At 70.7% G+C, this 24,279-nt stretch carries 26 protein-coding genes; 3 read left to right on the top strand and 23 right to left on the bottom strand.

The window, feature by feature from the left end; all coding sequences use genetic code 11:
* Nucleotides 1–12: 12 nt before the first annotated feature.
* Entirely contained in the window at nucleotides 13–393 is a 381-nt protein-coding gene (locus AB0316_RS11225) for an STAS domain-containing protein (RefSeq protein ID WP_366273094.1), read from the bottom strand.
* 168 nt (nucleotides 394–561) lie between these two features.
* Nucleotides 562–1,848, bottom strand: a complete 1,287-nt coding sequence (murA, locus tag AB0316_RS11220) for a UDP-N-acetylglucosamine 1-carboxyvinyltransferase (RefSeq protein ID WP_366273093.1) — start codon at nucleotides 1,846–1,848, stop codon at nucleotides 562–564.
* 87 nt (nucleotides 1,849–1,935) lie between these two features.
* Here murA and AB0316_RS11215 point away from each other — a divergent pair, with 87 nt between their 5' ends.
* Nucleotides 1,936–2,580 carry a cob(I)yrinic acid a,c-diamide adenosyltransferase gene (locus AB0316_RS11215; protein WP_366273092.1) on the top strand — a complete coding sequence of 215 codons (645 nt, stop codon included), beginning with the start codon at nucleotides 1,936–1,938 and terminating at the stop codon, nucleotides 2,578–2,580.
* 40 nt (nucleotides 2,581–2,620) lie between these two features.
* On the opposite strand, the gene AB0316_RS11210 is transcribed toward AB0316_RS11215, so the two are convergent.
* Nucleotides 2,621–3,058 carry a DUF2550 domain-containing protein gene (locus tag AB0316_RS11210; protein WP_366273091.1) on the bottom strand — a complete coding sequence of 146 codons (438 nt, stop codon included), beginning with the start codon at nucleotides 3,056–3,058 and terminating at the stop codon, nucleotides 2,621–2,623.
* Between the two features lie 9 nt (nucleotides 3,059–3,067).
* Nucleotides 3,068–3,343 (bottom strand): F0F1 ATP synthase subunit epsilon, encoded by a 276-nt coding sequence (locus AB0316_RS11205; RefSeq protein ID WP_366273090.1) that lies wholly within the window; start codon nucleotides 3,341–3,343, stop codon nucleotides 3,068–3,070.
* Nucleotides 3,344–3,461: 118 nt separating this feature from the next.
* On the opposite strand from AB0316_RS11205, the gene AB0316_RS11200 reads away from it, so the two are divergent.
* The gene (locus AB0316_RS11200) at nucleotides 3,462–3,899 is read left to right on the top strand and encodes a hypothetical protein (protein WP_366273089.1); all 438 of its coding nucleotides are present in this window, start codon (nucleotides 3,462–3,464) and stop codon (nucleotides 3,897–3,899) included.
* 67 nt (nucleotides 3,900–3,966) lie between these two features.
* Here the strand turns inward: AB0316_RS11200 and AB0316_RS11195 are convergent, their stop codons facing one another.
* The 13 genes from AB0316_RS11195 to AB0316_RS11135 all read right to left on the bottom strand — a co-directional run bounded on the left by AB0316_RS11195 (nucleotide 3,967) and on the right by AB0316_RS11135 (nucleotide 16,735).
* Nucleotides 3,967–5,325 (bottom strand): NAD(P)/FAD-dependent oxidoreductase, encoded by a 1,359-nt coding sequence (locus AB0316_RS11195; RefSeq protein ID WP_366273088.1) that lies wholly within the window; start codon nucleotides 5,323–5,325, stop codon nucleotides 3,967–3,969.
* 212 nt (nucleotides 5,326–5,537) lie between these two features.
* Nucleotides 5,538–6,998, bottom strand: a complete 1,461-nt coding sequence (gene atpD / locus AB0316_RS11190) for a F0F1 ATP synthase subunit beta (protein WP_366273087.1) — start codon at nucleotides 6,996–6,998, stop codon at nucleotides 5,538–5,540.
* Nucleotides 6,999–7,028: 30 nt separating this feature from the next.
* Nucleotides 7,029–7,967, bottom strand: a complete 939-nt coding sequence (locus AB0316_RS11185; protein WP_366273086.1) for a F0F1 ATP synthase subunit gamma — start codon at nucleotides 7,965–7,967, stop codon at nucleotides 7,029–7,031.
* Nucleotides 7,968–8,110: 143 nt separating this feature from the next.
* On the bottom strand, nucleotides 8,111–9,742 hold the full coding sequence (gene atpA, locus AB0316_RS11180) for a F0F1 ATP synthase subunit alpha (protein WP_366273085.1): 1,632 nt from the start codon (nucleotides 9,740–9,742) through the stop codon (nucleotides 8,111–8,113).
* Between the two features lie 66 nt (nucleotides 9,743–9,808).
* On the bottom strand, nucleotides 9,809–10,621 hold the full coding sequence (locus AB0316_RS11175; RefSeq protein WP_366273084.1) for a F0F1 ATP synthase subunit delta: 813 nt from the start codon (nucleotides 10,619–10,621) through the stop codon (nucleotides 9,809–9,811).
* A complete protein-coding gene (locus tag AB0316_RS11170) occupies nucleotides 10,621–11,199 on the bottom strand; it encodes a F0F1 ATP synthase subunit B (protein ID WP_366273083.1) in 579 nt (192 codons plus the stop codon). The genes AB0316_RS11175 and AB0316_RS11170 overlap by 1 nt, the downstream gene beginning before the upstream one ends.
* A gap of 51 nt (nucleotides 11,200–11,250) precedes the next feature.
* On the bottom strand, nucleotides 11,251–11,460 hold the full coding sequence (gene atpE / locus AB0316_RS11165) for an ATP synthase F0 subunit C (RefSeq protein WP_366273082.1): 210 nt from the start codon (nucleotides 11,458–11,460) through the stop codon (nucleotides 11,251–11,253).
* Nucleotides 11,461–11,555: 95 nt separating this feature from the next.
* Nucleotides 11,556–12,338: a F0F1 ATP synthase subunit A gene (gene atpB, locus AB0316_RS11160; RefSeq protein WP_366273081.1), complete on the bottom strand. Its 783-nt coding sequence runs from the start codon at nucleotides 12,336–12,338 to the stop codon at nucleotides 11,556–11,558.
* Nucleotides 12,339–12,510: 172 nt separating this feature from the next.
* On the bottom strand, nucleotides 12,511–12,798 hold the full coding sequence (locus tag AB0316_RS11155) for an AtpZ/AtpI family protein (RefSeq protein ID WP_366273080.1): 288 nt from the start codon (nucleotides 12,796–12,798) through the stop codon (nucleotides 12,511–12,513).
* A gap of 14 nt (nucleotides 12,799–12,812) precedes the next feature.
* Nucleotides 12,813–13,286 (bottom strand): hypothetical protein, encoded by a 474-nt coding sequence (locus AB0316_RS11150; protein ID WP_366273079.1) that lies wholly within the window; start codon nucleotides 13,284–13,286, stop codon nucleotides 12,813–12,815.
* A gap of 152 nt (nucleotides 13,287–13,438) precedes the next feature.
* Entirely contained in the window at nucleotides 13,439–14,536 is a 1,098-nt protein-coding gene (locus AB0316_RS11145) for an MraY family glycosyltransferase (protein WP_366273078.1), read from the bottom strand.
* Nucleotides 14,537–14,581: 45 nt separating this feature from the next.
* Nucleotides 14,582–15,859, bottom strand: a complete 1,278-nt coding sequence (gene glyA, locus AB0316_RS11140) for a serine hydroxymethyltransferase (protein WP_366273077.1) — start codon at nucleotides 15,857–15,859, stop codon at nucleotides 14,582–14,584.
* Between the two features lie 48 nt (nucleotides 15,860–15,907).
* Entirely contained in the window at nucleotides 15,908–16,735 is an 828-nt protein-coding gene (locus AB0316_RS11135) for an L-threonylcarbamoyladenylate synthase (protein WP_366273076.1), read from the bottom strand.
* Between the two features lie 136 nt (nucleotides 16,736–16,871).
* Between AB0316_RS11135 and AB0316_RS11130 the strand changes: the two genes are divergently transcribed.
* The gene (locus tag AB0316_RS11130; protein ID WP_366273075.1) at nucleotides 16,872–17,192 is read left to right on the top strand and encodes a hypothetical protein; all 321 of its coding nucleotides are present in this window, start codon (nucleotides 16,872–16,874) and stop codon (nucleotides 17,190–17,192) included.
* A gap of 29 nt (nucleotides 17,193–17,221) precedes the next feature.
* Here the strand turns inward: AB0316_RS11130 and prmC are convergent, their stop codons facing one another.
* From prmC to AB0316_RS11100, 6 genes are all read right to left on the bottom strand, one after another.
* Nucleotides 17,222–18,106 (bottom strand): peptide chain release factor N(5)-glutamine methyltransferase, encoded by an 885-nt coding sequence (gene prmC / locus AB0316_RS11125; RefSeq protein WP_366273074.1) that lies wholly within the window; start codon nucleotides 18,104–18,106, stop codon nucleotides 17,222–17,224.
* The gene (prfA, locus tag AB0316_RS11120) at nucleotides 18,103–19,191 is read right to left on the bottom strand and encodes a peptide chain release factor 1 (RefSeq protein ID WP_366273073.1); all 1,089 of its coding nucleotides are present in this window, start codon (nucleotides 19,189–19,191) and stop codon (nucleotides 18,103–18,105) included. Before prfA ends, prmC begins: the two co-directional genes overlap by 4 nt.
* 95 nt (nucleotides 19,192–19,286) lie before the next feature.
* Entirely contained in the window at nucleotides 19,287–19,502 is a 216-nt protein-coding gene (gene rpmE, locus AB0316_RS11115) for a 50S ribosomal protein L31 (RefSeq protein ID WP_344058045.1), read from the bottom strand.
* 170 nt (nucleotides 19,503–19,672) lie between these two features.
* Nucleotides 19,673–21,769, bottom strand: coding sequence for an ATP-binding protein (locus AB0316_RS11110; protein WP_366273072.1), 2,097 nt, complete (start codon nucleotides 21,767–21,769; stop codon nucleotides 19,673–19,675).
* The gene (locus tag AB0316_RS11105; protein WP_366273071.1) at nucleotides 21,766–23,214 is read right to left on the bottom strand and encodes a glycosyltransferase family 2 protein; all 1,449 of its coding nucleotides are present in this window, start codon (nucleotides 23,212–23,214) and stop codon (nucleotides 21,766–21,768) included. The genes AB0316_RS11110 and AB0316_RS11105 overlap by 4 nt, the downstream gene beginning before the upstream one ends.
* Nucleotides 23,211–24,269, bottom strand: a complete 1,059-nt coding sequence (locus tag AB0316_RS11100; protein WP_366273070.1) for a HEAT repeat domain-containing protein — start codon at nucleotides 24,267–24,269, stop codon at nucleotides 23,211–23,213. The genes AB0316_RS11105 and AB0316_RS11100 overlap by 4 nt, the downstream gene beginning before the upstream one ends.
* Nucleotides 24,270–24,279 lie beyond the last annotated feature (10 nt).

The raw sequence follows: 24,279 nt of genomic DNA, 5'->3' as shown, positions 1-24,279 counted from the left end.
GCGAGGAGTCGCTCAGGCGGTGAGAGGCGCCACAGTGGCGCCGAGGTGGGCGCCGAGGTGACCGGAGTGGCGCGAGACGAGGATGCGGTCGAGCCGGCACCCGCGCAGCAGCCGGGTCGTGCGGTCGCTCGCGTCGACGAGCAGCAGCCGGCGCTCGGCGCGGGTCGCCCGTCGGTGGAGGTGGACCAGGACGCCGAGCCCGGTGGCGTCGCCGATCTCGGCGTCGCGCACGTGCAGGCGCAGGTCGCCGGAGCCCTGGCTGATGACTGCGTGGATCGCGTCGCGGATGTCCGGGACGGTGTGGACGTCGAGCCGTCCCTCGATGATCACGTCGTGGCCGTCGGGCGCCTCGAGCACTCGGACCGCGCCCCTGCAGTGGGTGTTCAGCGTCATGTGGACCCCTTCCAAACGCTGTGACGTCACTCATGATGACGGCTCGACCAGCCGATTCGTTGCCCCTAGGAGTCAAGAACTGGTCAAGAAAATACGAACGGCGTGTGAGCAGTTGCTGCACATGCCACCATCCGGGGCAATCCCGGCAGATCCGTCACAACGGTCAGATCAGACGAAGGGGGACTCCTCCTCCGGCTCCCGGCTCACGTCCGCTCCGAGGGCGCGCAGCGCCTCCTCGAAGCGGGGGTATCCACGGTCGATGTGGTGCACGCCGCTGACGAGGGTCTCGCCGTCGGCCACCAGCCCGGCGAGCACGAGGGCGGCGCCGGAGCGGATGTCGCTGCTCTCCACCGGTGCGCCGGAGAGCAGCTCGACCCCGTGCGTCATGACGTGGTGGCCGTCCACCTGCGTGTCCGCCCCGAGACGGGCGAGCTCCTGCACGGTGCGGAACCGCGCCTCGAAGAGGTTCTCGGTCACCATGGCCGAGCCGTCGGCCACCGCGTTGTAGGTCAGGGCGAAGGGCTGCAGGTCGGTCGGGAAGCCCGGGTAGGGCAGCGTGGCGACGTCGAAGGCGCGCGGCCGGCGCGCGCGGGCGCTCACCCGGAACCCGCGCTCGGTCGCCGTGACGTCGCACCCGGCCTGCTCGAGCGCGCCGAGCGGGACGCGTAGGTGCTCGGCGACGCCGCCGACGACCTCGATGTCGCCCCGGGTCGTCGCGGCCGCGAACGCCCAGGTGCCTGCCGCGATCCGGTCGGGCACGACGGCGTGCGCGGTGGGCCGGAGGCCCTCGACCCCGTGCACGGTGATGCGGGACGTGCCGGCGCCCTCGACCCGGGCGCCCATCGACAGGAGCATCTGGGCGATGTCGACGATCTCGGGCTCCCTCGCGACGTTGTCGATCGTCGTCGTGCCGCGGGCGAGCACCGCCGCTGTCAGGATGTTCTCGGTCGCGCCGACGCTCGGGAAGTCGAGACGGATCTCTGCGCCGCGCAGCCCGTGCGGAGCGGTGGCCACGAGGTAGCCGTGCGTCACGTGGACCTCGGCCCCGAGCGCCTCGAGCCCGGCGGCGTGCAGGTCCAGCCCCCTCGATCCGATCGCGTCGCCGCCCGGGACGGCGACGTCGGCCTCACCGACCCGCGCCACCAGGGGGCCCAGCACCGAGATCGATGCCCGCAGCGCCCGGACGAGCTCGTAGTCGGCCCGGTGCCCGATGCGTTCCGGAACGTCGAGCTCGACGACGCCCGCGGCCGGGTCGTAGTCGACCTCGACGCCGAGGCGCCGCAGCAGCTCGGCCATGATCGTCACGTCCGCGATGGCCGGCACGTTGGTCAAGGTGGTGCGGCCGACGGCGAGCAGCGCGACGGCCATGAGCTTGAGGGCGCTGTTCTTGGCGCCGACCACGGTGGCCTGCCCGACGAGGTGGGCACCGCCGACGACCCGGAATCGCTCTCTCACCCGAGAACCCTACCGAGGACCCTGACGGGGGCCGCCGCGGCGTCGGCCGGTCATGGCAGGGCGCGGCCGGGGTGAGAGAGTGACCCCATGGTCAACCTGACGCGGATCTACACCCGAACCGGCGACGACGGCACGACGAGCCTCGGCGACTTCTCGAGGGTCAGCAAGAACGACGCCAGGCTGCACGCATACGCAGACTCCAACGAGGCCAACGCGGCGATCGGCATCGCCGTCGCGTGCGGCGACCTCCCGGACGAGGTCACCTCGACCCTCCGCCGGGTCCAGAACGAGCTCTTCGACGTGGGCGCCGACCTGTCCACGCCGCTGCGCCACTCCTACGACTACCCGCCGCTGCGCGTCGAGCAGCCGTGGATCGACGACCTCGAGCGCGACTGCGACCACTACCTCGAGCAGGTCGAGAAGCTGCGGTCGTTCATCCTGCCCGGCGGGACTGCGGGCTCGGCCCACCTGCACCTCGCCACGACCATCGTGCGGCGCGCCGAGCGCTCCGCCTGGGCCGCCGTCGAGCAGCACGGCACCGGGCCGGCTCCCGAGGAAACCGAGGCTCGCGGGGTGGGAGGCGTCAACGTGCTGACGGCCAAGTACCTCAACCGGCTCTCCGACCTGCTCTTCATCCTCGCGCGCATCGCCAACAAGCCGATCGGCGGCGACGTGCTGTGGCAGCCGGGCGGCGGACGCGTCGAGAAGCCCGAGCGCGCCAGGAAGCACTGAGGGGCGGCGTCAGCCGTCGAGAAGGCGGCGTGCGGGCGGTTCAGGCGACGTTGACGTTGTAGCCGGGGGGTGAGGCCTCCTGCCACGACCGCAGCGCGGTGTAGGCAGGGCCCTGCAGGGCGAGCTCGAAGCGCTGGTCACCGTCGCTGCACGGCACGCGACTCGCCCCGGGCAGCAGCGGCAACGCGTCGGCGCCCTGGAGCAGCTCGGGTGCCTCGAGCAGCAGGCGCTGGCGCAGCCACCGGCCCCGAGGGCGCAGGGAGACGCCCCCGAGGGTGTACCACTCGAGGGCGTTGTCACCGAACCGGATGAGGCCCAGGCGCCAGCGGTCGGTGTCGGACCGTCGCAGGCCGCACAGGGTCAGCGGCAGGCCCTTGGCGATGTAGCGGCGGCGCAGGTAGGTCGTCGCGAGGACGACCACCGCGACCACCAGCAGCGTGCCGATCACGATCTCGGTGGAGATGAGAGCGGATGGCACGCGGCGGCCTCAGTTGGTCTGCAGAGACGAGGCGTCGACGTGCTCGGCGACGATCGTCACCACGTCGGAGTCGACCGAGAGGAAGCCTCCGTCGACCATCACCGTGCGGCGCTCGCCCTCGAGCGACTCGATGGTCACCTCGCCCTCGACGAGGACACCCAGCAGCGGGGTGTGGCCGGGCAGGATGCCGAGCTCACCGGAGATGGACCGGGCACGGACGAACTTGGCCTCGCCCTCCCAGACCTTCCGGTCGGCGGCAACCATCTCAACCTTGAGCGAACTCACGTTTCCTCCGGATCGTGGGGGTGTGAACCCGAGTCTATTGCCTCTGGCAGGATGCTCCGAACGCGAGGGGGCGCTGCCCGCTCACGACCCGTCCCACCCTCCACAGGAGCCCACCACCATGACCACAGCTGTGTCCGACGCCCTGCTCGAGCCCTCCCGCCGACCGGTCGCCGTCGCCACCCTCACCGACGTCATCGACGCGGAGGTCGCCGACAAGTCCGGCCTCGGCGGCGCGGCCGTCAAGGCCGGCTACGCGGCCGCCAAGCGGCTCGGCGGCGGCTTCGTCCAGAGCGCGACCGACCGCCTGCTCCCGCAGTTCGCCACGGCCCTCGACCCCTTCTGGGCCACCAAGGGCGCGCAGCCCTTCGGCGAGCACCTCGCCGCGCAGTCCGACGCGGCCGCCGACGCCCTGCTGTCGGTCACCGACGCCAAGGCGGCCCAGACCTCGCACGCCGCGGCGGCGAAGGTCTACGGCTCCCTCCGCGGCAAGGCCAAGGAGCACGTCGTGGCGGCCCTGCCGCGCCTCGGCGCAGCTGTCGAGCGTCTCGTGCGCTGACGTCCCCGAGCACGTATGCCGCCGGGCCGGGTCGCGTGACCCGGCCCGGCGGCATACGTGGTGCTTCTCAGTCGACGCGGGGCGGCAGCTCGGGGCTGAACTCCTCCCCCAGGTCGGAGATGGCCTGTCTGGCGAAGACCTGCTGCTCGGTGACCACGCGCTCCGAGCGACCGCGCCCGATGAACGTGACCACCCAGTGCAGCAGCGTGGTGATGCGGCTCTTGAAGCCGATGATGTAGACGAGGTGCACCGCGAGCCACAGCACCCAGGCGAAGAAGCCGCTGAACTGGGCCCTGCCCACCGACGCGACAGCCGAGAACCGTGAGACCGTCGCCATCGAGCCCTTGTCGAAGTAGTGGAACGGGCCCTGCGGCTCGCGCCCCTCGAGGCGCCGCACGATCTGGTCGGCGGCGTAGCGCCCACCCTGGATGGCGACCTGCGCCACACCGGGCAGGTGGTCGAGCGACATCATGTCGCCGACGACGAACACCTCGGGGTGGCCCGGCAGCGTCAGGTCCGGCTGGACCGCGATGCGGCCGGCCCGGTCGAGCTGTGCGCCCGTCTGCTCGGCGAGCTGGCGCCCGAGCGGCGAGGCGCTGACGCCCGCGGCCCACACCTTGCACACCGACTCGATGCGCTCCCGCCTGCCGTCCGGGTGCTCGACCTCGATGCCGGTGGAGTCGACGTCGACGACCTTCGCGTTGAGGCGCACCTCGACCCCCATGTCGGTCAGGCGCTTCACGGCCCGGCCACCGAGCTTCTCGCCGAACGAGCCCAGGACCGCCGGGGCCGCGTCGAGGAGGATGACGCGTGCCTTCGTCGGGTCGATGCGCCGGAAGTCACGACGGAGCGTGCGCTTGGCCAGCTCTGAGATCTGCCCCGCCATCTCGACCCCGGTGGGTCCCGCGCCGACGACGACGAACGTCATGAGGCGGTCGACCTCCTCCTGGGTGGAGGCCAGCTCGGCGAGCTCGAACGAGCCGAAGATGCGGCCACGCAGCTCGAGGGCGTCGTCGATGGACTTCATGCCCGGGGCGTACCGGGCGAACTGGTCGTTGCCGAACCACGACTGGCCGGCGCCGGCGGCGACGATGAGCGAGTCGTACGGGGTGACCGTCTCGCGGCCCACCGCGGTGTGCGTGACGGTGCGAGCCTCGACGTCGATCTCGGTGACCTCGCCGAGCAGCACCTCGGCGTTCTCCTGCCCGTGCAGCACCTCGCGCGTGGCCGGGGCGATCTCCCCCTCGGACAGGATGCCGGTGGCCACCTGGTAGAGCAGCGGCTGGAAGAGGTGGTGCGTGGTGCGGGCGATGAGGGTCACGTCGACGTCGGCGTGCTTGAGCTTCTGCGTGCTGAAGAGCCCGCCGAAGCCCGAGCCGATGACCACGACCCGGTGGCGGGGTGCCTGCTGGGTGGAGGTGCTCACGGTTCTCCTAGGGCTGTGGTGGAGGTTGCTGGTCCCGTCGGCGCTGACGCGTTACACATGTGTCAACACTGTGAGACGTACCCGCATGCCCGCGAGCGACTCCTGCCGCGGTCGCGAGACGCCCTACGGCGACCCCTCCGACGACCCCTACGACGAACGGGGAGGCGCCCGGCGTGGGCACCTCCCCGTTGGTCACGTGGGTCGAGCTGGGATCAGAGGTTCTTCTGGATGTCCGCCCACTGGCGCTCGACGTCGTCGAGGCCACCGCACATGAAGAAGGCCTGCTCGGCGACGTGGTCGTACTCGCCGTCGGCGATCTTCGTGAACGCCTCGATGGTGTCGGACAGCGGGACCGTCGAACCCTCGATGCCGGTGAACTGCTTGGCGACGTAGGTGTTCTGCGACAGGAAGCGCTGGATGCGACGCGCCCGGTTGACGAGGATCTTGTCCTCTTCCGAGAGCTCGTCGATACCGAGGATCGCGATGATGTCCTGCAGCTCCTTGTTGCGCTGCAGGATCGAGCGGATCCGCACCGCGGTGCTGTAGTGCTCCTGCGTCACGTAGCGCGGGTCGAGGATTCGCGAGGTCGAGGTCAGCGGGTCGACGGCGGGGTAGATACCCATCGACGCGATGTCACGGGAGAGCTCGGTCGTCGCGTCGAGGTGCGCGAACGTCGTGGCCGGGGCCGGGTCGGTGTAGTCGTCGGCCGGCACGTAGATCGCCTGCATCGAGGTGATCGAGTGACCACGCGTCGAGGTGATGCGCTCCTGGAGCGTGCCCATCTCGTCGGCGAGGTTGGGCTGGTAGCCCACGGCGGACGGCATACGGCCGAGGAGGGTCGAGACCTCCGAGCCGGCCTGCGTGAAGCGGAAGATGTTGTCGATGAAGAGGAGCACGTCCTGCTTCTGGACGTCGCGGAAGTACTCCGCCATCGTCAGCGCCGACAGGGCGACGCGAAGGCGCGTGCCCGGCGGCTCGTCCATCTGGCCGAAGACGAGGGCGGTCTGTCCGAGGACGCCCGCCTCCTCCATCTCGACCATGAGGTCGTTGCCCTCACGGGTGCGCTCGCCGACACCGGCGAACACCGACACACCACCGTGGTCACGGGCGACACGGGCGATCATCTCCTGGATGAGCACCGTCTTGCCGACACCGGCACCACCGAAGAGGCCGATCTTGCCACCCTGGACGTACGGGGTGAGCAGGTCGATGACCTTGATGCCCGTCTCGAACATCGTGGTCTTGGACTCGAGCTGGTCGAAGGCCGGGGCCTTGCGGTGGATCCCCCAGCGCTCGGAGACCTCGAGCTTCTCGCCCTCCTCGAGGTTGAGGCAGTCACCGGTCGCGTTGAAGACCTTGCCGAGGGTCACGTTGCCCACGGGGACGCTGATCGGGCCACCGGTGTCCTGCACGGCCGAGCCGCGCACCAGGCCGTCGGTCGGCTGGAGCGAGATGGCACGGACCATGTTGTCGCCGATGTGCTGGGCGACCTCGAGGTTGAGGTTCTTCGTCTCGCCCGAGAGGGTCACCTCGGCCGTGAGCAGGTTGTACTGCTCGGGCATGGCGTCGACGGGGAACTCCACGTCGACGACGGGGCCGATGATCCGGGAGATGCGGCCGACGCCGCCCGCGGCCTCGGCAGCCACCGCGTTGTCACTGACGGTTGCAGTCATGGTTGTTGACTTCCTTACCTTCTGGGCGGGTTACTTCTGGGCGTCGGCGAGGGCGTTGGCGCCGCCCACGATTTCGCTGATCTCTTGGGTGATGCCGGCCTGGCGTGCCTGGTTGGCGAGGCGCTCGTACTTCTTGATGAGCTCGGTCGCGTTGTCGGTGGCCGACTTCATGGCGCGCTGGCGGGCCGCGAGCTCGGAGGCGGCCGAGCTGAGCAGGGCCGTGTAGATCCGGTTGCGGACGTACTTCGGCAGGAGCAGGTCGAGCACCTCGGCGGCGCTCGGCTCGAACGAGTACTCGGGCGCGAGCTGCCCCTCCTCGTAGTGCCGGACGCTGAAGTCGAGGCTCTCGTCCTCGGCGGCCGCGTCGGCGTCGACGACCTCGAGCGGCAGCAGGCGCAGCACGTGGGGCTCCTGGCGGACCATCGAGCGGAACCGGGTGAAGACGACGTGGATCTCGTCGTGGCCGCCCTGCTCGTAGTCCTTGAGGAAGTCCTCGGTGATGCGGTCGGCGATCTCCTTGGCGTTCTCGAACGTCGGGGCGTCGGAGAAGCCCGTCCACTCGGCCGCGTAGGGACGCTTGCGGAACTTGTAGTAGCTCACGGCCTTGCGACCGACGAGGTAGGGCACGACCTCCTTACCCTCGGCGGTCAGGCGCGAGATGAGCTCCGCGCTCTCCTTGATCGCCGCGACGGAGTAGGCACCGGCAAGTCCGCGGTCCGCCGTGATGAGAACGACGCCAGCCCGCTTGGCCGTCTCCTTCGCCGTCGTCAGCGGATGGTCCTCGTTCGTGTTGGTCGCCACCGCGGACACGGCGCGGGTCAGCGCAGTCGTGTACGGCATCGCCTCGGTGGCCCGCTGGCGTGCCTTGACGACGCGGGCGGCGGCGATCAGCTCCATCGCGTTGGTGATCTTCTTGATGGAGTTGACGGACTTGATGCGCTGGCGGTAGATCCGCATCTGCGCTCCCATGAGCTCCGCCTCTCTTGGTCTCGTGAGTCTGTGTGACGTGTCGTGCTGGGCACGGCCTGCGTATGCCGTGTGGTCCCCCCGAGCCGCCCGCCCGGTCAGGCGGGCGGCTCAGGGGGAACCCGGGGGCTGCGCGCCCCCGGGGTTCACTTCTGCTTGACGATCTGCGCCTGCGTGATCTGGTCGTCGGCGATCTCGTCGAACTCCTCGCTGCCGGCCTCGAGGCCGTCGCGACCGGTGCCACGGAAGGTGAACTTCACCTCGTCGACGACCTTGGCCAGGGCAGCCTCGGTGTCGTCGTCGAGCTTCAGCGTCTCGCGGATGGTCTGGAGGATCTTGCCCTCGCGGCGCAGCGTCTCGAGCAGCTCCTGCTCGAAGGTGCGCACGTCCTCGACGGCGACGTCGTCGAGGCGGCCGGTCGTGCCGGTCCAGATCGAGACGACCTGCTCCTCGACGGGGTACGGCGAGCTCTGCGGCTGCTTGAGCAGCTCGACCAGACGCGCACCGCGAGCGAGCTGCGCACGCGAGGCGGGGTCGAGGTCGGAGGCGAACATCGCGAAGGCCTCCATGGCGCGGAACTGCGCGAGGTCGAGCTTGAGTCGACCGGCGACCGACTTCATCGCCTTGATCTGCGCGGCACCGCCGACTCGGGAGACCGAGACACCCACGTCGATGGCCGGACGCACGTTGGCGTTGAACAGGTCGGCCTGCAGGTAGATCTGGCCGTCGGTGATCGAGATGACGTTGGTCGGGATGTACGCGGAGACGTCACCGGCCTTGGTCTCGATGATCGGCAGGCCCGTCATGGAGCCGTGACCGAGGTCGTCCGAGAGCTTCGCGCAGCGCTCGAGCAGGCGCGAGTGCAGGTAGAACACGTCGCCCGGGTAGGCCTCGCGGCCCGGCGGACGGCGCAGCAGCAGCGACACGGCGCGGTAGGCCTCGGCCTGCTTGGACAGGTCGTCGAAGACGATGAGGACGTGCTTGCCCTGGTACATCCAGTGCTGGCCGATGGCCGAGCCGGTGTAGGGGGCGAGGTACTTGAAGCCCGCCGAGTCGGACGCGGGGGCCGCGACGATCGTGGTGTACTCGAGGGCGCCGGCCTCCTCGAGGGTGCCGCGCACCGACGCGATGGTCGAGCCCTTCTGGCCGATCGCGACGTAGATGCAGCGGACCTGGGCGTCGGGGTCGCCGGACTCCCAGTTGCGCTTCTGGTTGATGATCGTGTCGATCGCGACCGTGGTCTTGCCGGTCTGGCGGTCGCCGATGATGAGCTGGCGCTGGCCACGGCCGATCGGCGTCATGGCGTCGATCGACTTGATGCCGGTCTGCAGCGGCTCGTGCACCGACTTGCGCTGCACGACGGTCGGCGCCTGCAGCTCGAGCGCGCGGCGCTCGCTGCTCTGGATGTCGCCGAGGCCGTCGATCGGGTTGCCGAGCGGGTCGACGACCCGGCCGAGGAACGCGTCGCCCACCGGGACGGAGAGGACCTCGCCCGTGCGCTTGACGGTCTGGCCCTCCTCGATGCCGGCGAAGTCACCGAGGACGACGACGCCGATCTCGTGGACGTCGAGGTTGAGGGCGAGGCCGAGCGTGCCGTCCTCGAACTGGAGCAGCTCGTTGGTCATGGCCGAGGGCAGGCCCTCGACGTGAGCGATGCCGTCACCGGCGTCGGTGACGCGGCCGACCTCTTCGCGGGAGGCCGCGCCGGGCTCGTAGGACTGGACGAACGAGTCCAGTGCGTCCCGGATCTCCTCCGGACGGATCGAAAGCTCCGTCATGTCAGATCTTCTCCTCGGTTTCGACCCGCAAGGGCCGGTGGTTGTTCACAGCTGGTGGTAGACGCCTCAGGCGCCCATGGCCCGGCGGGCCGCGTCGAGCTTGCGGATGACGGTCCCGTCGATGACCTCGTCACCGATCTCGACCTTGACCCCGCCCAGGACCCGCGGGTCGACGACGGTGTTGACGTGGACCGTGCCGCCGTAGAGGGCGGCGAGACCCGCGGCGAGGCGGGCCCGGTCGTCGTCGGTGAGCGGGACGGCCGAGGTCACGACGGCCGTCTGCTGCTCGCGGCGGCTCGAGGCCGTCTCGAGGTACTGCTCCACGACCCGGTCGAAACGACGGCCGCGGGGAGCGACCACCGCCTGACGGGCCAGCACGAGGGTCTCGGGCGTCACCTTGTCGCGCAGCAGCGACGAGACCAGGTCGGCCCGGCGGTCCGCCGGCGCCTGCGTGTCGGACAGGGCCGCACGCAGTGCGGGGTCGGCCGCGACGATCCGCTCGAAGCGGAACAGCTCGTCCTCGAGCCGGTCGGCACGGCGGGCGGACTCCGCCTGGCCGATGACGGCCTCGACGGCATACGACTCGAGGGTGTCGGAGAGGTCACGCTCCGAGCTCCACCGCTGCGTGAAGACGCCCTTGAGCACGACGAGCGTCTCGGCACTGACCTTGCCCGAGAAGAGCCGCTCGGCGAGCTGTGCCTTGTCCGAGCCCTCGCGCGACGGGTCGGCGACGGCGCGACGCAGGGTCGCGCTGCCGTCGATCACGTCGACGACCGCGAAGAGCTCATCAGCCAGCCGCGCCCGGTCGGCACCGGCCGCGAGGGCGCCCGTGAACGCCTCGCGGCTCGCCGCCGCGGCTGCGCGTGAGGGACCCTGCATCAGCGATCCCCGACCTTCTCACGCACGACGTCGCCGGACTCGAGCTCGGCGAGGAAGCGCTCGACGATGCCCTTCTGACGGGTCTCGTCGTGCAGCGACTCGCCGACGATGCGGCTGGCGAGGTCGGTCGAGATGCGGCCCACGTCGCTGCGGAGCGAGACGACCGCCTGCTGGCGCTCGGCCTCGATCTGCTTGTGCGCGGTCTCGGTGATCCGTGCCGCCTCGGCCGCGGCGTGCTCACGCATCTCGGCGAGGATCTGCGCGCCCTGGGCCTTGGCGTCCTCACGGATGCGGGCAGCCTCGGAGCGAGCCTCGATGAGCTGGGCCTGGTACTGCTCGAGGGCAGCCTGGGCCTGCGCCTGGGCCTCCTCCGCCTTGTTCATCCCGCCCTCGATGGCAGCGGTGCGCTCGGCGTAGATCTGCTCGAGGCGCGGCACGACCTTGCTCTTCACGATGAAGTAGAGGATCGCGAAGACCACGAGGCCGAAGATGAACTCCAGCGGGTGCGGGATGATCGGTGCCGCGGTGGCCCAGAAGCCGCTGTCGCCGCTCTCGGCGGTCACGGTCACTGCTTGCATGCGGGTCTCCTAGAGAGAAACGAACGGTGCTTCGGGGTGGCCCGGCTGGCGTCAGGACTTGAAGACGAACGCGAGGGCGATACCGAAGATGGCGAGCGCCTCGGTGATGGCCATGCCGAGGAAGGCGATCGGCTGGAGCATGCCGCGGGCCTCGGGCTGACGCGCCACGCCGTTGATGTAGGCGGCGAAGATCAGGCCGACACCGATACCGGGGCCGATGGCGGAGAGGCCGTAACCGAGGATGGCGATGTTGCCGGTCATGTTGATTCCATTTCCTTCTGGTCGGTCCCGCTGGCGGTTACCAGCGGGGCTGGGTGAAGCGTGGGGTGGAACGGGTGGTGCAGCTGGTGCGGCCGTCAGTGCTCGTCGGCCAGGGCGCCGCCGATGTAGAGCGCGGCGAGGAGGGTGAAGACGTAGGCCTGCAGGAACTCGACCAGCAGCTCGAAGAGCGTCATCACGAAGGCGAAGATCCAGGTGACGCCACCGGCGACGACGAGGATGCCGCCGTTGGTGAGCATGTACCAGCCACCGGTGATGAACAGCACGATGAGGATGTGGCCGGCGAACATGTTGCCGAAGAGTCGCAGGGCGAGCGTGACCGGCCGGGTGAACAGGTCGGTGATCAGCTCGAGGATGAAGATCGGCGCGATCATCGCCTTCGGCAGGCCCGCGGGCACGAGCGACTTCCAGTAGCCGAAGAAGCCGTGCTTCCGCATGCCGACGACGTGGAAGATGATCCACACGAGCAGCGAGAGGGCGATCGGGAAGCCGATGCGGCTCATCGTCGGGTAGCTGAACGGCGGCAGGACGCCGAAGACGTTGTTCACGAGGATGACCATGAACAGCGAGAACAGCAGCGGGACGAACTTGAGGAACTCCTTGGACCCGATGAGGTCCTTGGCGATGCCGTTGCGCACCATGCCGTAGACGGCCTCGGTGGCCATCTGGCCGCGGCTGGGGACGAGCGCCTTCTTGCGGGTGGTGGCCAGCAGGTACCACGCGAGGAGGATGGCCGAGGCCACCATGAGCAGCATCGGGCGGGTGATGGCCCACGCGCCGCTGGTGCCGAACAGCGGCTGCCAGAACTCGCTGACTCCAGGGGCCTCGAAGTCCGTCGGTGCGGCGGCAACGATGCTCACGGATTACTCCTTCGTACGTTCTGGGCGCTGGGGCCGGCGGGCGGCATCAGCAGTTCAGGGGCAGTGCAGGGGGCTGGGCAAGGCGGTGGGCCGGTGATCGCCAGCTCGGCGGGCGATGCGCTGGTCGGCGGCACGGTGCTCGGCCGCACGCAGGCCAGGATCGACAGTTGGCTCAATGGGTACCGTATCGGAACCAGATGAGGTACAGCGACAAGGCCATCCCGCCCACGATCCCGGCTCCGACCAGCCACGACGTGCCCAGCCAGTGGTCCGCGAGGGCACCGAGCCCGCCGTAGATCAGCGGTCCGGTCAGCAGGTAGGCCACCGCGCGCCATGCCGAGTCCTGCTCGCGGCGGTTGAACGCCTGCAGCTGCTCCTGGCGCTCCTCCTCCGTGGGCTCCTGGGCGTGGGCCCTGTCGGGGCCGTCGGCATCCGGCGCGGGAGGGGTGGGGGTGCTCATGTCGGTCTCCGCTCTCACGGCTCATCACGCGGCTCCGGCCTCGGCGGGCGGTCGAGCGAGGCCTCACCGTCGGGGTCGTACGCGAAGATCCGCAGACGCTTGTAGGCGCGCATCTCGAAGAAGAGCCACACCACGGCGCACACCGTGATCGACACCCCGATGGCGTAGCCGGAGGCCCACGTGACGTCGCGCAGCGCAAACATCACGACGCCGAGGACCAGCACCTTGAGGGTGTAGGTGGCCATCACGACCATCATGGTGGTCGTGGGCGCCAGGTCGGCCGTGCGCTTCATGACCAGCAGCGTCAGGCTGAAGAAGAAGATGACGAGCGCCGCACCGAGCGCAGCGGACCAGGCGGCCTTGGGGCTCGAGAAGAGGCCGACGACGACGCAGCCGAGGCCGGTGACGGCCGTCGGGAGCAGCGAGCCCCGGAGGAGCTGCGCGAACGCATCGGACTGTGATGCGTTGCGGGCCGGTGTGGCGCTCAAGGAGGACCTGCCTGGGTGCGTCGGGAGGCGTGGTGCACGGTCGCAGTCGGCTCTGGGAGGACGTGCGACCCGGGGCGGAAAGGGTATGGAGCGGGGTGTTCGAGCACCGTCGGCGGCCTTCTCAGACTGCCCTCAGGTGCTTGTGAATGCTATCACAAGCGCTCAGAAGGCCTCCACCGCGGAAGCCAGACCGTGAGCACGAGACCCATGGCTGCCGCAGCCCCCACGACGGCGAGTGGCCGCAGCCCGTCCCAGATGACGAAGGACACCGATCCGAGCGCCACGATGGCGGCCCAGAGGTAGAGGATCAGCACGGCCCGGCGGTGACCGTGGCCGATGCGCAGCATCCGGTGGTGCAGGTGCATGGCGTCCGGGTGCCAGGGCCGCTGCCCGGCCCGGGTGCGGCGCACGACGGCCAGCAGCATGTCGAGCAGGGGCAGCAGCAGCACGGCGAGCGGAACGAGGATCGGCAGGAAGGCCGCCGACACGTCGTTGGAGCTCACCTCAGCCGGGTCGACGTTGCCGGTCAGGGTGATCGTGGCCGCCGAGAGCAGCAGCCCCAGGGTCAGCGCCCCGGAGTCGCCCATGAAGAGGCGGGCGGGATGGAAGTTGTGCGGCAGGAAGCCCGCGCAGCAGCCGACGAGGGCAGCGCTGATGAAGGTGGCGGTCGAGAACACGTTGGCCGGAACGAAGGAGCGCGACACGAGGTAGCTGTAGATGAAGAAGGCGAAGGCGGCGATGCCCACGACGCCGGCCGCCAGCCCGTCGAGGCCGTCGATGAAGTTCACGGCGTTGGTGGAGGCGATGACGACGAGCACCGTGAAGAGCACCAGCACCGGGGTCGGCAGGATCGTCGTGCCGAAGATCGGCAGCGACAGCAGCTGAACCCCGGTGTAGGCCATCAGGCCCGCCGCGAGCATCTGCCCCGCGAGCTTGGTCAGCCAGTCGAGCTCCCGGATGTCGTCGAAGGCGCCGACCAGGCAGACGATGCCCCCGGCGGCGACCACGCCGATGATCTGCTTCGTCGAGAAGAGCGTGCCGAGGTAGGGCAGGGCTCGCGCGACGAGCGCGGCCGCCACGAAGCCGATGTAGATGCCCACGCCCCCGAGCCGCGGGATGGGCGTCTTGTGGACGTCACGCTCGCGGACGGCCGTGAAGGCGCCCGTCGCGACGGCCAGGCTGCGCACGAAGGGTGTGGCGAGGTACGTGACCGCCGCGGCCACGATGAGGACGAGGACGTACTCGTGCACCTACCGACCTTCGCTCGGGTGCCGTCGCCGGACGCCGACGCCGACTCAGCGAGGGTATGCCGGGAAGCGCGTCACGAGGTCGGTGACCTCCGCACGCACCTCCTTGCTCACCGCGTGGTCCGGGTCGGCGTCGCCCTCGGTCACGGCTCGGTGGATGAGCGAGGCGATCTGCTTCATCTCCTCGAGGCCCATGCCCTGGGTCGTCACGGACGGCGTGCCCACACGGATGCCGGAGGCGATGTTGGGCTTCTGCGGGTCGAACGGGATGGCGTTCTTGTTGAGGACGATGCCGGCGGCGTCGGCGCGCTCCTCGGCCTCCTTGCCGGTGACCCCGACGCCCTGCAGGTCGAGCAGCGACAGGTGCGTGTCGGTGCCGCCCGTGGTCGGGCGGATGCCCAGCTCGAGCAGGCTGGCGGCCAGCTGCTGGCTGTTGGCGATGACGTCCTTGGCGTACTGGGCGTACTCCGGGGTCGCCGCCTCCTTGAAGTTGACCGCCTTGGCCGCGATGGTGTGCATCTGCGGGCCGCCCTGCATCATCGGGAAGATCGCCTTGTCGAGGGCGGCGGCGTGCTCGGCCTTGCAGACCAGGGCACCGGAGCGCGGACCGCGCAGCACCTTGTGGGTCGTGAAGGTCACGACGTCGGCATACGGCACGGGCGATGGGATGGCCTTGCCCGCCACGAGCCCGATGAAGTGGGCCGCGTCGACCCAGAGGATCGCGCCGACCTCGTCGGCGATCGCGCGGAAGCGCTCGAAGTCGATGAGGCGCGGGATGGCGGATCCGCCGGCGCAGATGACCTTGGGGCGGTGCTCCTTCGCGAGCGCCTCGACCTGGTCGTAGTCGATGTCCTCGGACTCCTTGTCGACGCCGTAGTGCACGGCGTCGAACCACTTGCCGGAGAAGGAGACCTTCGTGCCGTGCGTCAGGTGCCCGCCCATCGGCAGGGCCATCGCGAGGATCGTGTCGCCGGGCGACATGAAGGCGCCGTAGACGGCCTGGTTGGCGCTGGCGCCGGAGTGGGCCTGGACGTTGGCGTGGTCGGCGCCGAAGAGCTCCTTGGCCCGGTCGATGGCGATCTGCTCGGCCTTGTCGACCTCGGAGCAGCCGCCGTAGTAGCGGCGGCCCGGGTAGCCCTCGGCGTACTTGTTGGACAGCGTCGATCCCAGTGCGGTGAGCACGGCCGGCGAGCTGATGTTCTCGCTCGCGATCAGCTGCAGGCCTCCGCGGATGCGGTCGAGCTCCGAGAGGAGCACGCCGGCGATGTCCGGGTCGAAGGACTGCAGGGCGCCGAAGTCGGAACCGTAGAACGTGTCGTCAGCCATGGGGAGTCTCCGGGTCGGTCGGGAGTGGGGCGCGAGCGCGGGCCAACTCTATTGGGTCGGGCCCTGGGCGTCCGCCGGGCGCTCACCGGTGGACACGGGAAGGTCGGTGCCGGCAGGGCTGTCGCCGGCGACGTCAGCGACGTCGGCAGGCTCGTCGGCGGGGACGTCGGGCTGCTGGGCGTCAGGGGCGACTGCCGCATCGGCCGGCGGCCCGGCCTCGGGGGCCGGCGCCTCGAGCGGCGGCTCCGGCTCCAGGGCGGCGTCGATGTCGGCCTGCGACAGGGCGCCGAGGCGAAGGGTCACCGGCGTCTCGCCCGTGCAGTCGATGATGGTGGAGGGCAGGCCCTCCCCCGCGGCTCCGCCCTCGAGGTAGACGGCCACGGACTCCCCGAGCATCGCCATGGCCTCGTCGGCCGTGCGCGCTGCGGGGTCGCCGGTGGTGTTGGCGCTCGTGACGGCCATCGGACCGATGTCGCCGAGCAGCTCGAGGGTGATCTCGTTGGCGGGCACGCGCAGCGCCACGGTGCCGTTGGTGTCGCCGAGGTCCCAGTGCAGTGACGTCTGCGCCTTGAGCACGAGCGTCAGCGGCCCGGGCCAGAACTTCTCCATCAGCCGCTGCGCGTAGTCCGGGACCTGAGTCGCCAGGCCCTGCGCCGTGCGGGCCGTGGGGATGAGCACAGGCGGGGGCATGTCGCGCCCGCGGCCCTTGGCGGCCAGGACGGAGGCCACGGCGGTGGCGTCGAAGGCGTCACACCCGACGCCGTAGACCGTGTCGGTGGGGAGCACGACGATCTCGCCACGTCGGACGGCGGCCGCGGCCGCCGGGATGCCCTCGGCTCGGCCGGCGGGTTCGGTGCAGTCGTAGCGTTCGCTCACGCACCCGAGCCTACTGGGACGTCCTCATGGGAGAGCCGCAGGCTGTCCGGCCGCGGTCGCCCGTTCTCACAGCGGGCTCACAGAGGGAACCGGTACGAATCGCCCACACGACGCCGTGCCACCAGGAGGAGCACCGATGGGTCCGATCAAGTCGCTGTGGGCGAGCGTGCAGGCAGACCCCGTCTTCATGCGCAAGGTCAACGGCTGGCTCGCCATCTTCTGGATCGTCATGATCCCGGTGTCCATGGTCTTCGGCTGGCTCAACTCGGTGGTCTACGTCTCCGCCCTCTCACTCTGGGCGCTCGTGTCCGGTCACTGGTCGGCATGGCAGGCGGCCAGGGTGGAGGTCGCGCAGCAGCAGGAGGCGCAGCAGACCCGCAAGCAGGACGTGCCTGGCGAGGTCGTCGACCTACTGATCCGCAAGACGGACATCGAGCCGGATCCCGCGACGACGTGACCGCGCCCCCGGCCCGGTCGGGTCACGCCCTACCCGGCTCGGCGAGCGGCCGTCACCCTGGGCCTGCCGGCGAGGTCCTCGTGGTCGGCGACCTCGGTCCACTCCCCCGTGCGCTGCAACCGAGCGGGCAGGCTCTCGCCCTGCGAGTCGGCGTGCTCGACGAGGACCAGGCCGCCGGGCCGCAGCAGGCCGGCCGCGGCCCGCACCACCGCCAGCGGGATCGCCAGCCCGTCCTCGCTTCCGCCGTAGAGCGCGATGTCGGGGTCGTGGTCGCGCACCTCGGGGTCGAGGGGGACGGCGCCGACGGGGATGTAGGGCGGGTTCACCGTGACGACGTCCACGCTCCCGCGCCAGTCCTTAAAGCACGGCTGCGTGGCATCGCCCTGGCGCAGGTCGACGTCCAGGCCCAGCCGGTCACGGTTGGCGACCGCCCACGCGTACGCGTCGGGCGACAGCTCGAGGCCACGGACCTCCGCGTCCGGCCGCTCGTCCTTCACCGACAACGCGATCGCGCCGGAGCCGGAGCAGAGGTCGACGACCCGCACAGTCAGGTCGCCGTGCTCCGCGGCGACCCGGTCGATCTCAGCCAGCGCGAGGTCGACGAGGACCTCGGTCTCGGGCCGCGGCACGAAGACGCCCGGACCGACCGAGAGGGTGAGCCGGCGGAAGTGGGCACGGCCGGTGAGGTGCTGGAGCGGGACCCGGCGGGCGCGGTCGTCGACGAGGGCGGCATACGTGCTCGGCAGCGTGCCGCCCCCGAGGACCATGAGCCGGCGCACCTCGGGAGCCTCGACACCCAGCACGTGGGCGGCCAGCTCGACGGCGTCGACGTCGGCCGACGCCACGCCGGCCTCGCGCAGGCGTGCGGCGCCAGCACGTATGCCGTCACGCAGGTCGGTGGCCCCGTCCGTCACGCGCCCGACCCGTCACCGGCGAGCGCGGCGAGCTTCGCGGCCTCGTCGGCGTCGAGCGCCGACTGCACGACGGGGTCGAGGTCCCCGTCGAGCACGGCGTCGAGGTTGTAGGACTTGTAGCCGGTGCGGTGGTCGGAGATGCGGTTCTCCGGGAAGTTGTAGGTGCGGATGCGCTCGGAGCGGTCGACGGTGCGCACCTGGGAGCGGCGGGCGGCGCTCGCCTCGGCGTCCGCCTCGTCCTTGGCCATCTGGTGCAGGCGGGCGCGGAGGACACGCATGGCGGCCTCCTTGTTCTGCAGCTGCGACTTCTCGTTCTGGCACGAGACGACGAGGCCGGTGGGGACGTGCGTGATGCGCACGGCGGAGTCGGTCGTGTTGACGCTCTGGCCACCGGGGCCGCTGCTGCGGTAGACGTCGATGCGCAGGTCGCCCGGGTCGATGGTCACCTCGACCTCCTCGGCCTCGGGCATGACCAGGACGCCGGCGGCCGAGGTGTGGATGCGGCCTTGGCTCTCGGTGACGGGCACGCGCTGGACGCGGTGCACCCCGCCCTCGTACTTCAGGCGCGCCCACGGCCCCTCCCCCAGGCCCGGGGTGCCCTTGGACCGGACGGAGACGCGGACGTCCTTGTAGCCGCCGAGGTCGCTCTCGGTGGCGTCCTCGATGGCCGTGCGCCAGCCACGCTGCTCGGCGTAGCGCAGGTACATCCGCAGCAGGTCGCCGGCGAAGAGCGCCGACTCGTCGCCGCCCTCCCCCGCCTTGACCTCGAGGATGACGTCGCGGTCGTCGTCGGGGTCGCGGGGCACGAGCATGCGACGCAGGTGCTCCTCGGCCGCGGCCAGGCGCGCCTCGAGCGAGGGCACCTCCTCGGCGAATGACTCGTCGTCGGCCGCCAGCTCGTGGGCCGCCGCGAGGTCGTCGCCGGCGGCCCGCCACTCACGGGCGGCGGCCACGGTGGGTGCCAGGGCGGCATACCGCTTGTTCAGCGTGCGCACGAGGTCTTGGTCGCCGTGCACGGCGGGGTCGGCGAGCTGCTGCTCGAGCTCGGCGTACTCGTCGAGGATCGACTGGACGGATTCGAGCACTGGGGGCCCTTCGGCTCGGGTCAAGCAGGACGGGGCAGGTATGACGAACGCCGGCCCCCGACGACCGAAGTCGTGGGAGCCGGCGTGCGGGAGACCTACTTGGCGGCCTTCTTGCCGTAACGGGCCTCGAACCGGGCCACGCGGCCACCGGTGTCGAGGATCTTCTGCTTGCCCGTGTAGAACGGGTGGCACTGGGAGCACACGTCTGCCGAGATCTTGCCGGACGTCTCGGTGCTGCGCGTGGTGAACGTGTTGCCACAGGTGCAGGTCACCGTGGTCTCGACGTACTGGGGGTGAAGGTCCTTCTTCAACGTTGTCTCCTCGAGGTAGTCGGCCGGGTCGGTGTCGTCGCTGCTCACGCTGTGGAGCTGCTCTCCCGTGAACCGGTCCGAAGGAAGAGTGTGCCAGACAGGCGCACCTCCTCCCAAACGCGCGGTGCCGCTCCCGCATTCCCCCGCGCAGGCAGGGGGAACCGGCCGCGTCAGGCGTCGGCGAGCACCCCGACGGAGGCGCGCCTCGCGACCGGGAGGACGACCTGCATCGTCGTGCCCTCACCCTCGACCGAGGCGATGACCAGCTCTCCGCCGTGTCCCTCGACGATGGCCCGCACGATGGCGAGGCCGAGGCCGGTGCCGGGGATCGCCGCGGCGGTTGCGTTGCCGGCCCGGAAGAAGCGCTCGGACAGCCGCGCGAGGTCACCGGCCGGGATGCCGATGCCGGTGTCGTGAACGGAGATGACGGTCGAGTCGTCGCCGGACCGCTCCGCGGACAGCTCGACCCGGCCACCTTCCGGCGTGAACTTCACGGCGTTGGAGCCGAGGTTGATCAGCGCCCGCTCGAGCTGGCCGCGGTCGACGCGCACCATCAGGTCGTCGGGCACCTCGGTGCAGACCAGGTGCACTCCGCTGTTGGCCGCGACGGGACCCATCGTCTCGGTCACGGCACGCAGCAGGTCACGAACGGCGACCTCCTCCGAGACCGCCTGCAGGCCGCTGATCTCGATCTTGTTGAGCACCAGCAGGTCCTCGATCAGGCCGCGCAGCCGGGTCGCATTGCGCCCGATGATGTCGAGGGCGACGTGCTGCCCGTCGGTGACCTCGCCGAAGTCACCGTCGACGAGCAGCTCGAGGTAGCCGCTGATCGAGGTCAGTGGGGTGCGCAGCTCGTGGCTGACCGTCGCCATGAAGTCGGTCTTCTGGCGGTCGAGCTCGGTGAGGCGGCGCACCTGCTCGTCCTGCATCTGCGACAGGCGCAGGGCCACGATCGACTGGGCCGCGATGGCCGAGCACTGCAGCGAGGCCTGGATCTCGTGCCGGTGCCAGCGTCGGGGGGCGCTGACCATCATCACCGACAGGATGCCCAGGCCACGGCCACCGGTGCCCACCGGGAGCATGAGCAGGGAGCGGGTGCCGGTCGCCCGGTGGAAGGCGCGGATGCGCTCGTCGTCGTAGACGTCGCAGGCCAGCAGGTCGGGCAGGTGGAAGAAGCCCACGTCACGTCGCAGCTCGTCGTTGACCACACCTACCTGCTGCGCGAGCGACCGTGGCAGCGGCGGCAGGTCGGGCAGGTCGTCGGTGTGCCACTGCAGGCGGTCCTCGATGGTCTGGCCGTCCTCGGCCATCGTGTAGAGCAGCACCCGGTCGGCGCCGAGACCGACGCCGAGCTTGGTGGTGACCTGCCGCAGGGCCTCGCTCACGTCGCCGGCCGCACGCGCGCCGCGTCCCACGTCGAGGACCAGCTCCTGCATCTCGAGCACGGCCGCCTGCTGGTCGACGAGGCGGGCGTTGGCCCGGGTGAGGTCGTTGAAGTCGCGGGCGAGCATGCGCACCTCGAGGGCGCCCTCCTCCTGGTTGGCCATGGCGATGACGTCGTCCTCGACCTGAAGCCGCACCACTTCGCGCAGCCGCGCCAAGGGCCGCCCGATGGCCCGGTGCATGCCCAAGCCGGCGGCCACGAGCACGAGCACCACGGCGACGTCCACGGCCACGATGACGCCCGAGGTGATCGCGGTGGCCTCGCGCGAGTCCACGCGCGCGGCGTCGCGTCGGGCCTGGATGTCCGTGCCCAGCCGCTGGTTGAACGACTGGAAGTCGGAGTATGCCGTCGCGGCCCTCCCACGCAGCTGCTCGCTCGCCCGCGCGCCGGGTGACAGCCCGTGCAGCGACGCGCGAGCTGCGACGAACCACGAGTCGACCGCCGCACGCTGCTGTCGCACGAGCTCGCCGTAGCGGGCGCGGTCACCGGCGGAGAGCTCGGTGCTCTCCACGGCGTGCTCGAGCGCGTCGAGCTGCGACGCGACCGACGCCTGCAGCCCGAGCGCGTCGACCTTCGGGGCGAGCCCGGCGGTCTGCTGTGTCCACGCCGCCTCGGCCCGTGTCATGGTGAGGAGCACCCCGCCGTTGGCCTCTCGGGCGGGTCCGAGCGCGAGCGTCAGGGCCCGCACCGCGGCGCCCTGGGTGTGGATGGTGGCCACCGACACGACGGCGCCGACGGGGACGAGCACGAGCAGGATGCCGATCAGCCACCGGATCTGGCTGCCCACCGAGCGCCTCGAGATGGCGGTGGGGCGCGCCGTCATGCAGCGTCCTCGTCGAAGCCGGTCCTGGTCATGACGCCCCAGACCTGCTTGCGGCCGCGCAGGCTGGCCCACCAGCCCTCGAGACGCCACCACACGGTGGCCTGCCGGTAGCCGATGTTCTCGAGGATCGAGGCGCCGATCGTCTGGGAGATCGCGCGCCAGCGGTCGTGCTTGTGGAAGGCCCACTCGTCGACGACCATCGCCGAGAGGGTCACGAGCACGGCATACCCGTAGGCGAGCGCCAGGAAGAGAAGCGCGAAGGGCACGTCGACGACCCCCAGCAGCAGCGCGAGCGGGACGATCACGATGCCGAAGAGCTCGAGCAGCGGCGCGACGAGCTCGAAGAGCCAGTAGTACGGCAGGGCGAGCGAGCCGATGCGGCCGTAGCGCGGGCGGAAGAGCATGGAGCGGTAGGCCCACAGCGTCTCCCAGAGGCCGCGGTGCCAGCGGCGCCGCTGGTTGCGCAGCACCGTGGCGGTGACCGGCACCTCCGTCCAGCAGACCGGCTCGGGCACGAACTCGATGCGGTAGTCGCGACCCTCGTCACGCAGGTGCTTGTGGATGCGCATGACCAGCTCGAAGTCCTCGCCGATGCTGTCGGGGTCGAGACCGCCGACCTCGACGACGACGTCGCGCCGGAAGAGTCCGAAGGCGCCGCTGATGAGGATGAGGCCGCCCAGCTTGGACCAGCCGGTGCGGCCGAGCAGGAAGGCACGGAGGTACTCGACGAGCTGGATGCGCGGGATCCAGGTCTGGGGCATCTCGACGCGCACGATGCGGCCCGAGACGACACGGCTGCCGTTGACCGGGCGGATCGCCCCACCGGTTGCCACCATGCGGGTCGGGTCGTCGGCGAAGGGACGGGTCACGTGGAGCAGACCGTCCGGCTCGAGGATGGAGTCGCCGTCGATGATCGCGATGAGGGGCTCGCTGGCGGCGTTGATCCCGACGTTGATGGCCTCGGAGCGCCCGGAGTTCTCCTTGCGGACGACGACGAGGCGGGTGCGTCCGTCGCGGGGCACGTAGGTGTCGAAGACCTGGGCCCGGATCGGGACCTCGCGGGGCAGCTCGCGCGGCACGCGGACGAGGTCGAACGCCTCGTCGAGCCGGGCGAACGTGCGGTCGGTGCTGCCGTCGTCGATGACCACCACCTCGTGGCGGGGATAGCGCAGCGTCAGGAAGGACTTGACGGCCGTGACGATGCCGACCTCTTCGTTGTAGGCGGGCACCAGCAGGGAGACCCCCGGCGCCAGACCGGCGCCCTGCCACGACAGCGCGGTCGCCCGACGACGCTCCTGCGCCCGGAACTCGAGGTAGGCCAGGACGATGAGGAGCAGCAGCGAGGAGTTGATGAGGAAGAAGTAGACGAGGATCGGCACGCTCGAGACGTCCATCAGCCACACCACGGCAGCGCGCAGTGCCGAGACCCCGCCGTCCCAGCTCATGCCGACGCCCGCTGCAGGCTCGCGACCAGCTGTGCCGACTGCACGGCAGGGTCGTCCGCGTGCCCCACGAGGGCCTCGCGCCCGTCGGCACCGAGGCCCAGCAACCCGGCGGCGGCCAGCTCGGCCAGACGGGGGTCGGGATCGTCGAGCAGGGCGGCGAGGGCCGGCACCGCCGCCGGCTGACCGAGCTCGCCCAGGGCTGCGACGCAGGCGCGTCGCAGCGCGAGGGGCTCGCCGGCACCGGTGTGTCGGGCCAGCACCTCGACGTCGTCTCCGCGGCCCAGGCGGCCGATGGCGTGTGCGCACGTCTCGCGCACCGTGAGATCGCCGTCCTCCTCGAGCAGGCGGCGCAGGTCGGGCAGGCAGCGGGTGAAGCTGCGCTCGCCGCTGAGATGGGCCGCCACCATGCGCGTACGGGGGTGGTCGTCGTCCAGCGCCTCGCGCAGGACCTCGGAGATCCCGACCCCCATCGACTGCAGCGCCTCGGCCGCGGTCGCCGCGGGAAGCCCCCGCTCGGGGTGCCCGATGGCCGAGAGGACGGGCCCTGCTGCGGCGGCGTCACCGATCAGCCCCAGTGCGTATGCGGCGCTGTTGCGGACCTCCACGGCCTCGTCCTCGAGCGCGTTCACGAGCAGGGGCACCGCTCCTCCGGCGCGGGCCAGCCCCAGCAGCTGTGCCGCCCTGGCCCGGCGCACGGCGGAGCGACTCGTCAGGTCTCGTGCCGCCGCCTCGACCGCGCCGTGGGCCTCGAGCACCTCGACGAGCTGCTCGGCAGGGACGCCGCGGATCTTGGTGAGCAGCTCGACGATGTTGCGGTCGAGCACCGTGCGCGAGGCGTCGGTGGCGCCGGTCAGCTGGCGCACAGCAACACCTTCGTCGTCCTCGCCGGCAGCGACCTCGATGAGGTGCGGCCGCAGCGGCGAGAGGAGCATCTCCTCACGGCGTTGACGGCGGTGACGGCGAGCGCGGACCGCCACGACGAGCAGCACGAGCAGCACGCAGACGCCGAGCACGGCGATGGTGGCGCCGGCGATCAGCGCTCCCCCGATGACCACTACGGTGTCC

This window comes from Terrabacter sp. NPDC080008 (genome assembly GCF_040702505.1).
Lineage (GTDB): Bacteria > Actinomycetota > Actinomycetes > Actinomycetales > Dermatophilaceae > Terrabacter.
Note: the sequence above shows the minus strand (reverse complement) of the source record. Positions and strands in the feature narration are given on the sequence as shown.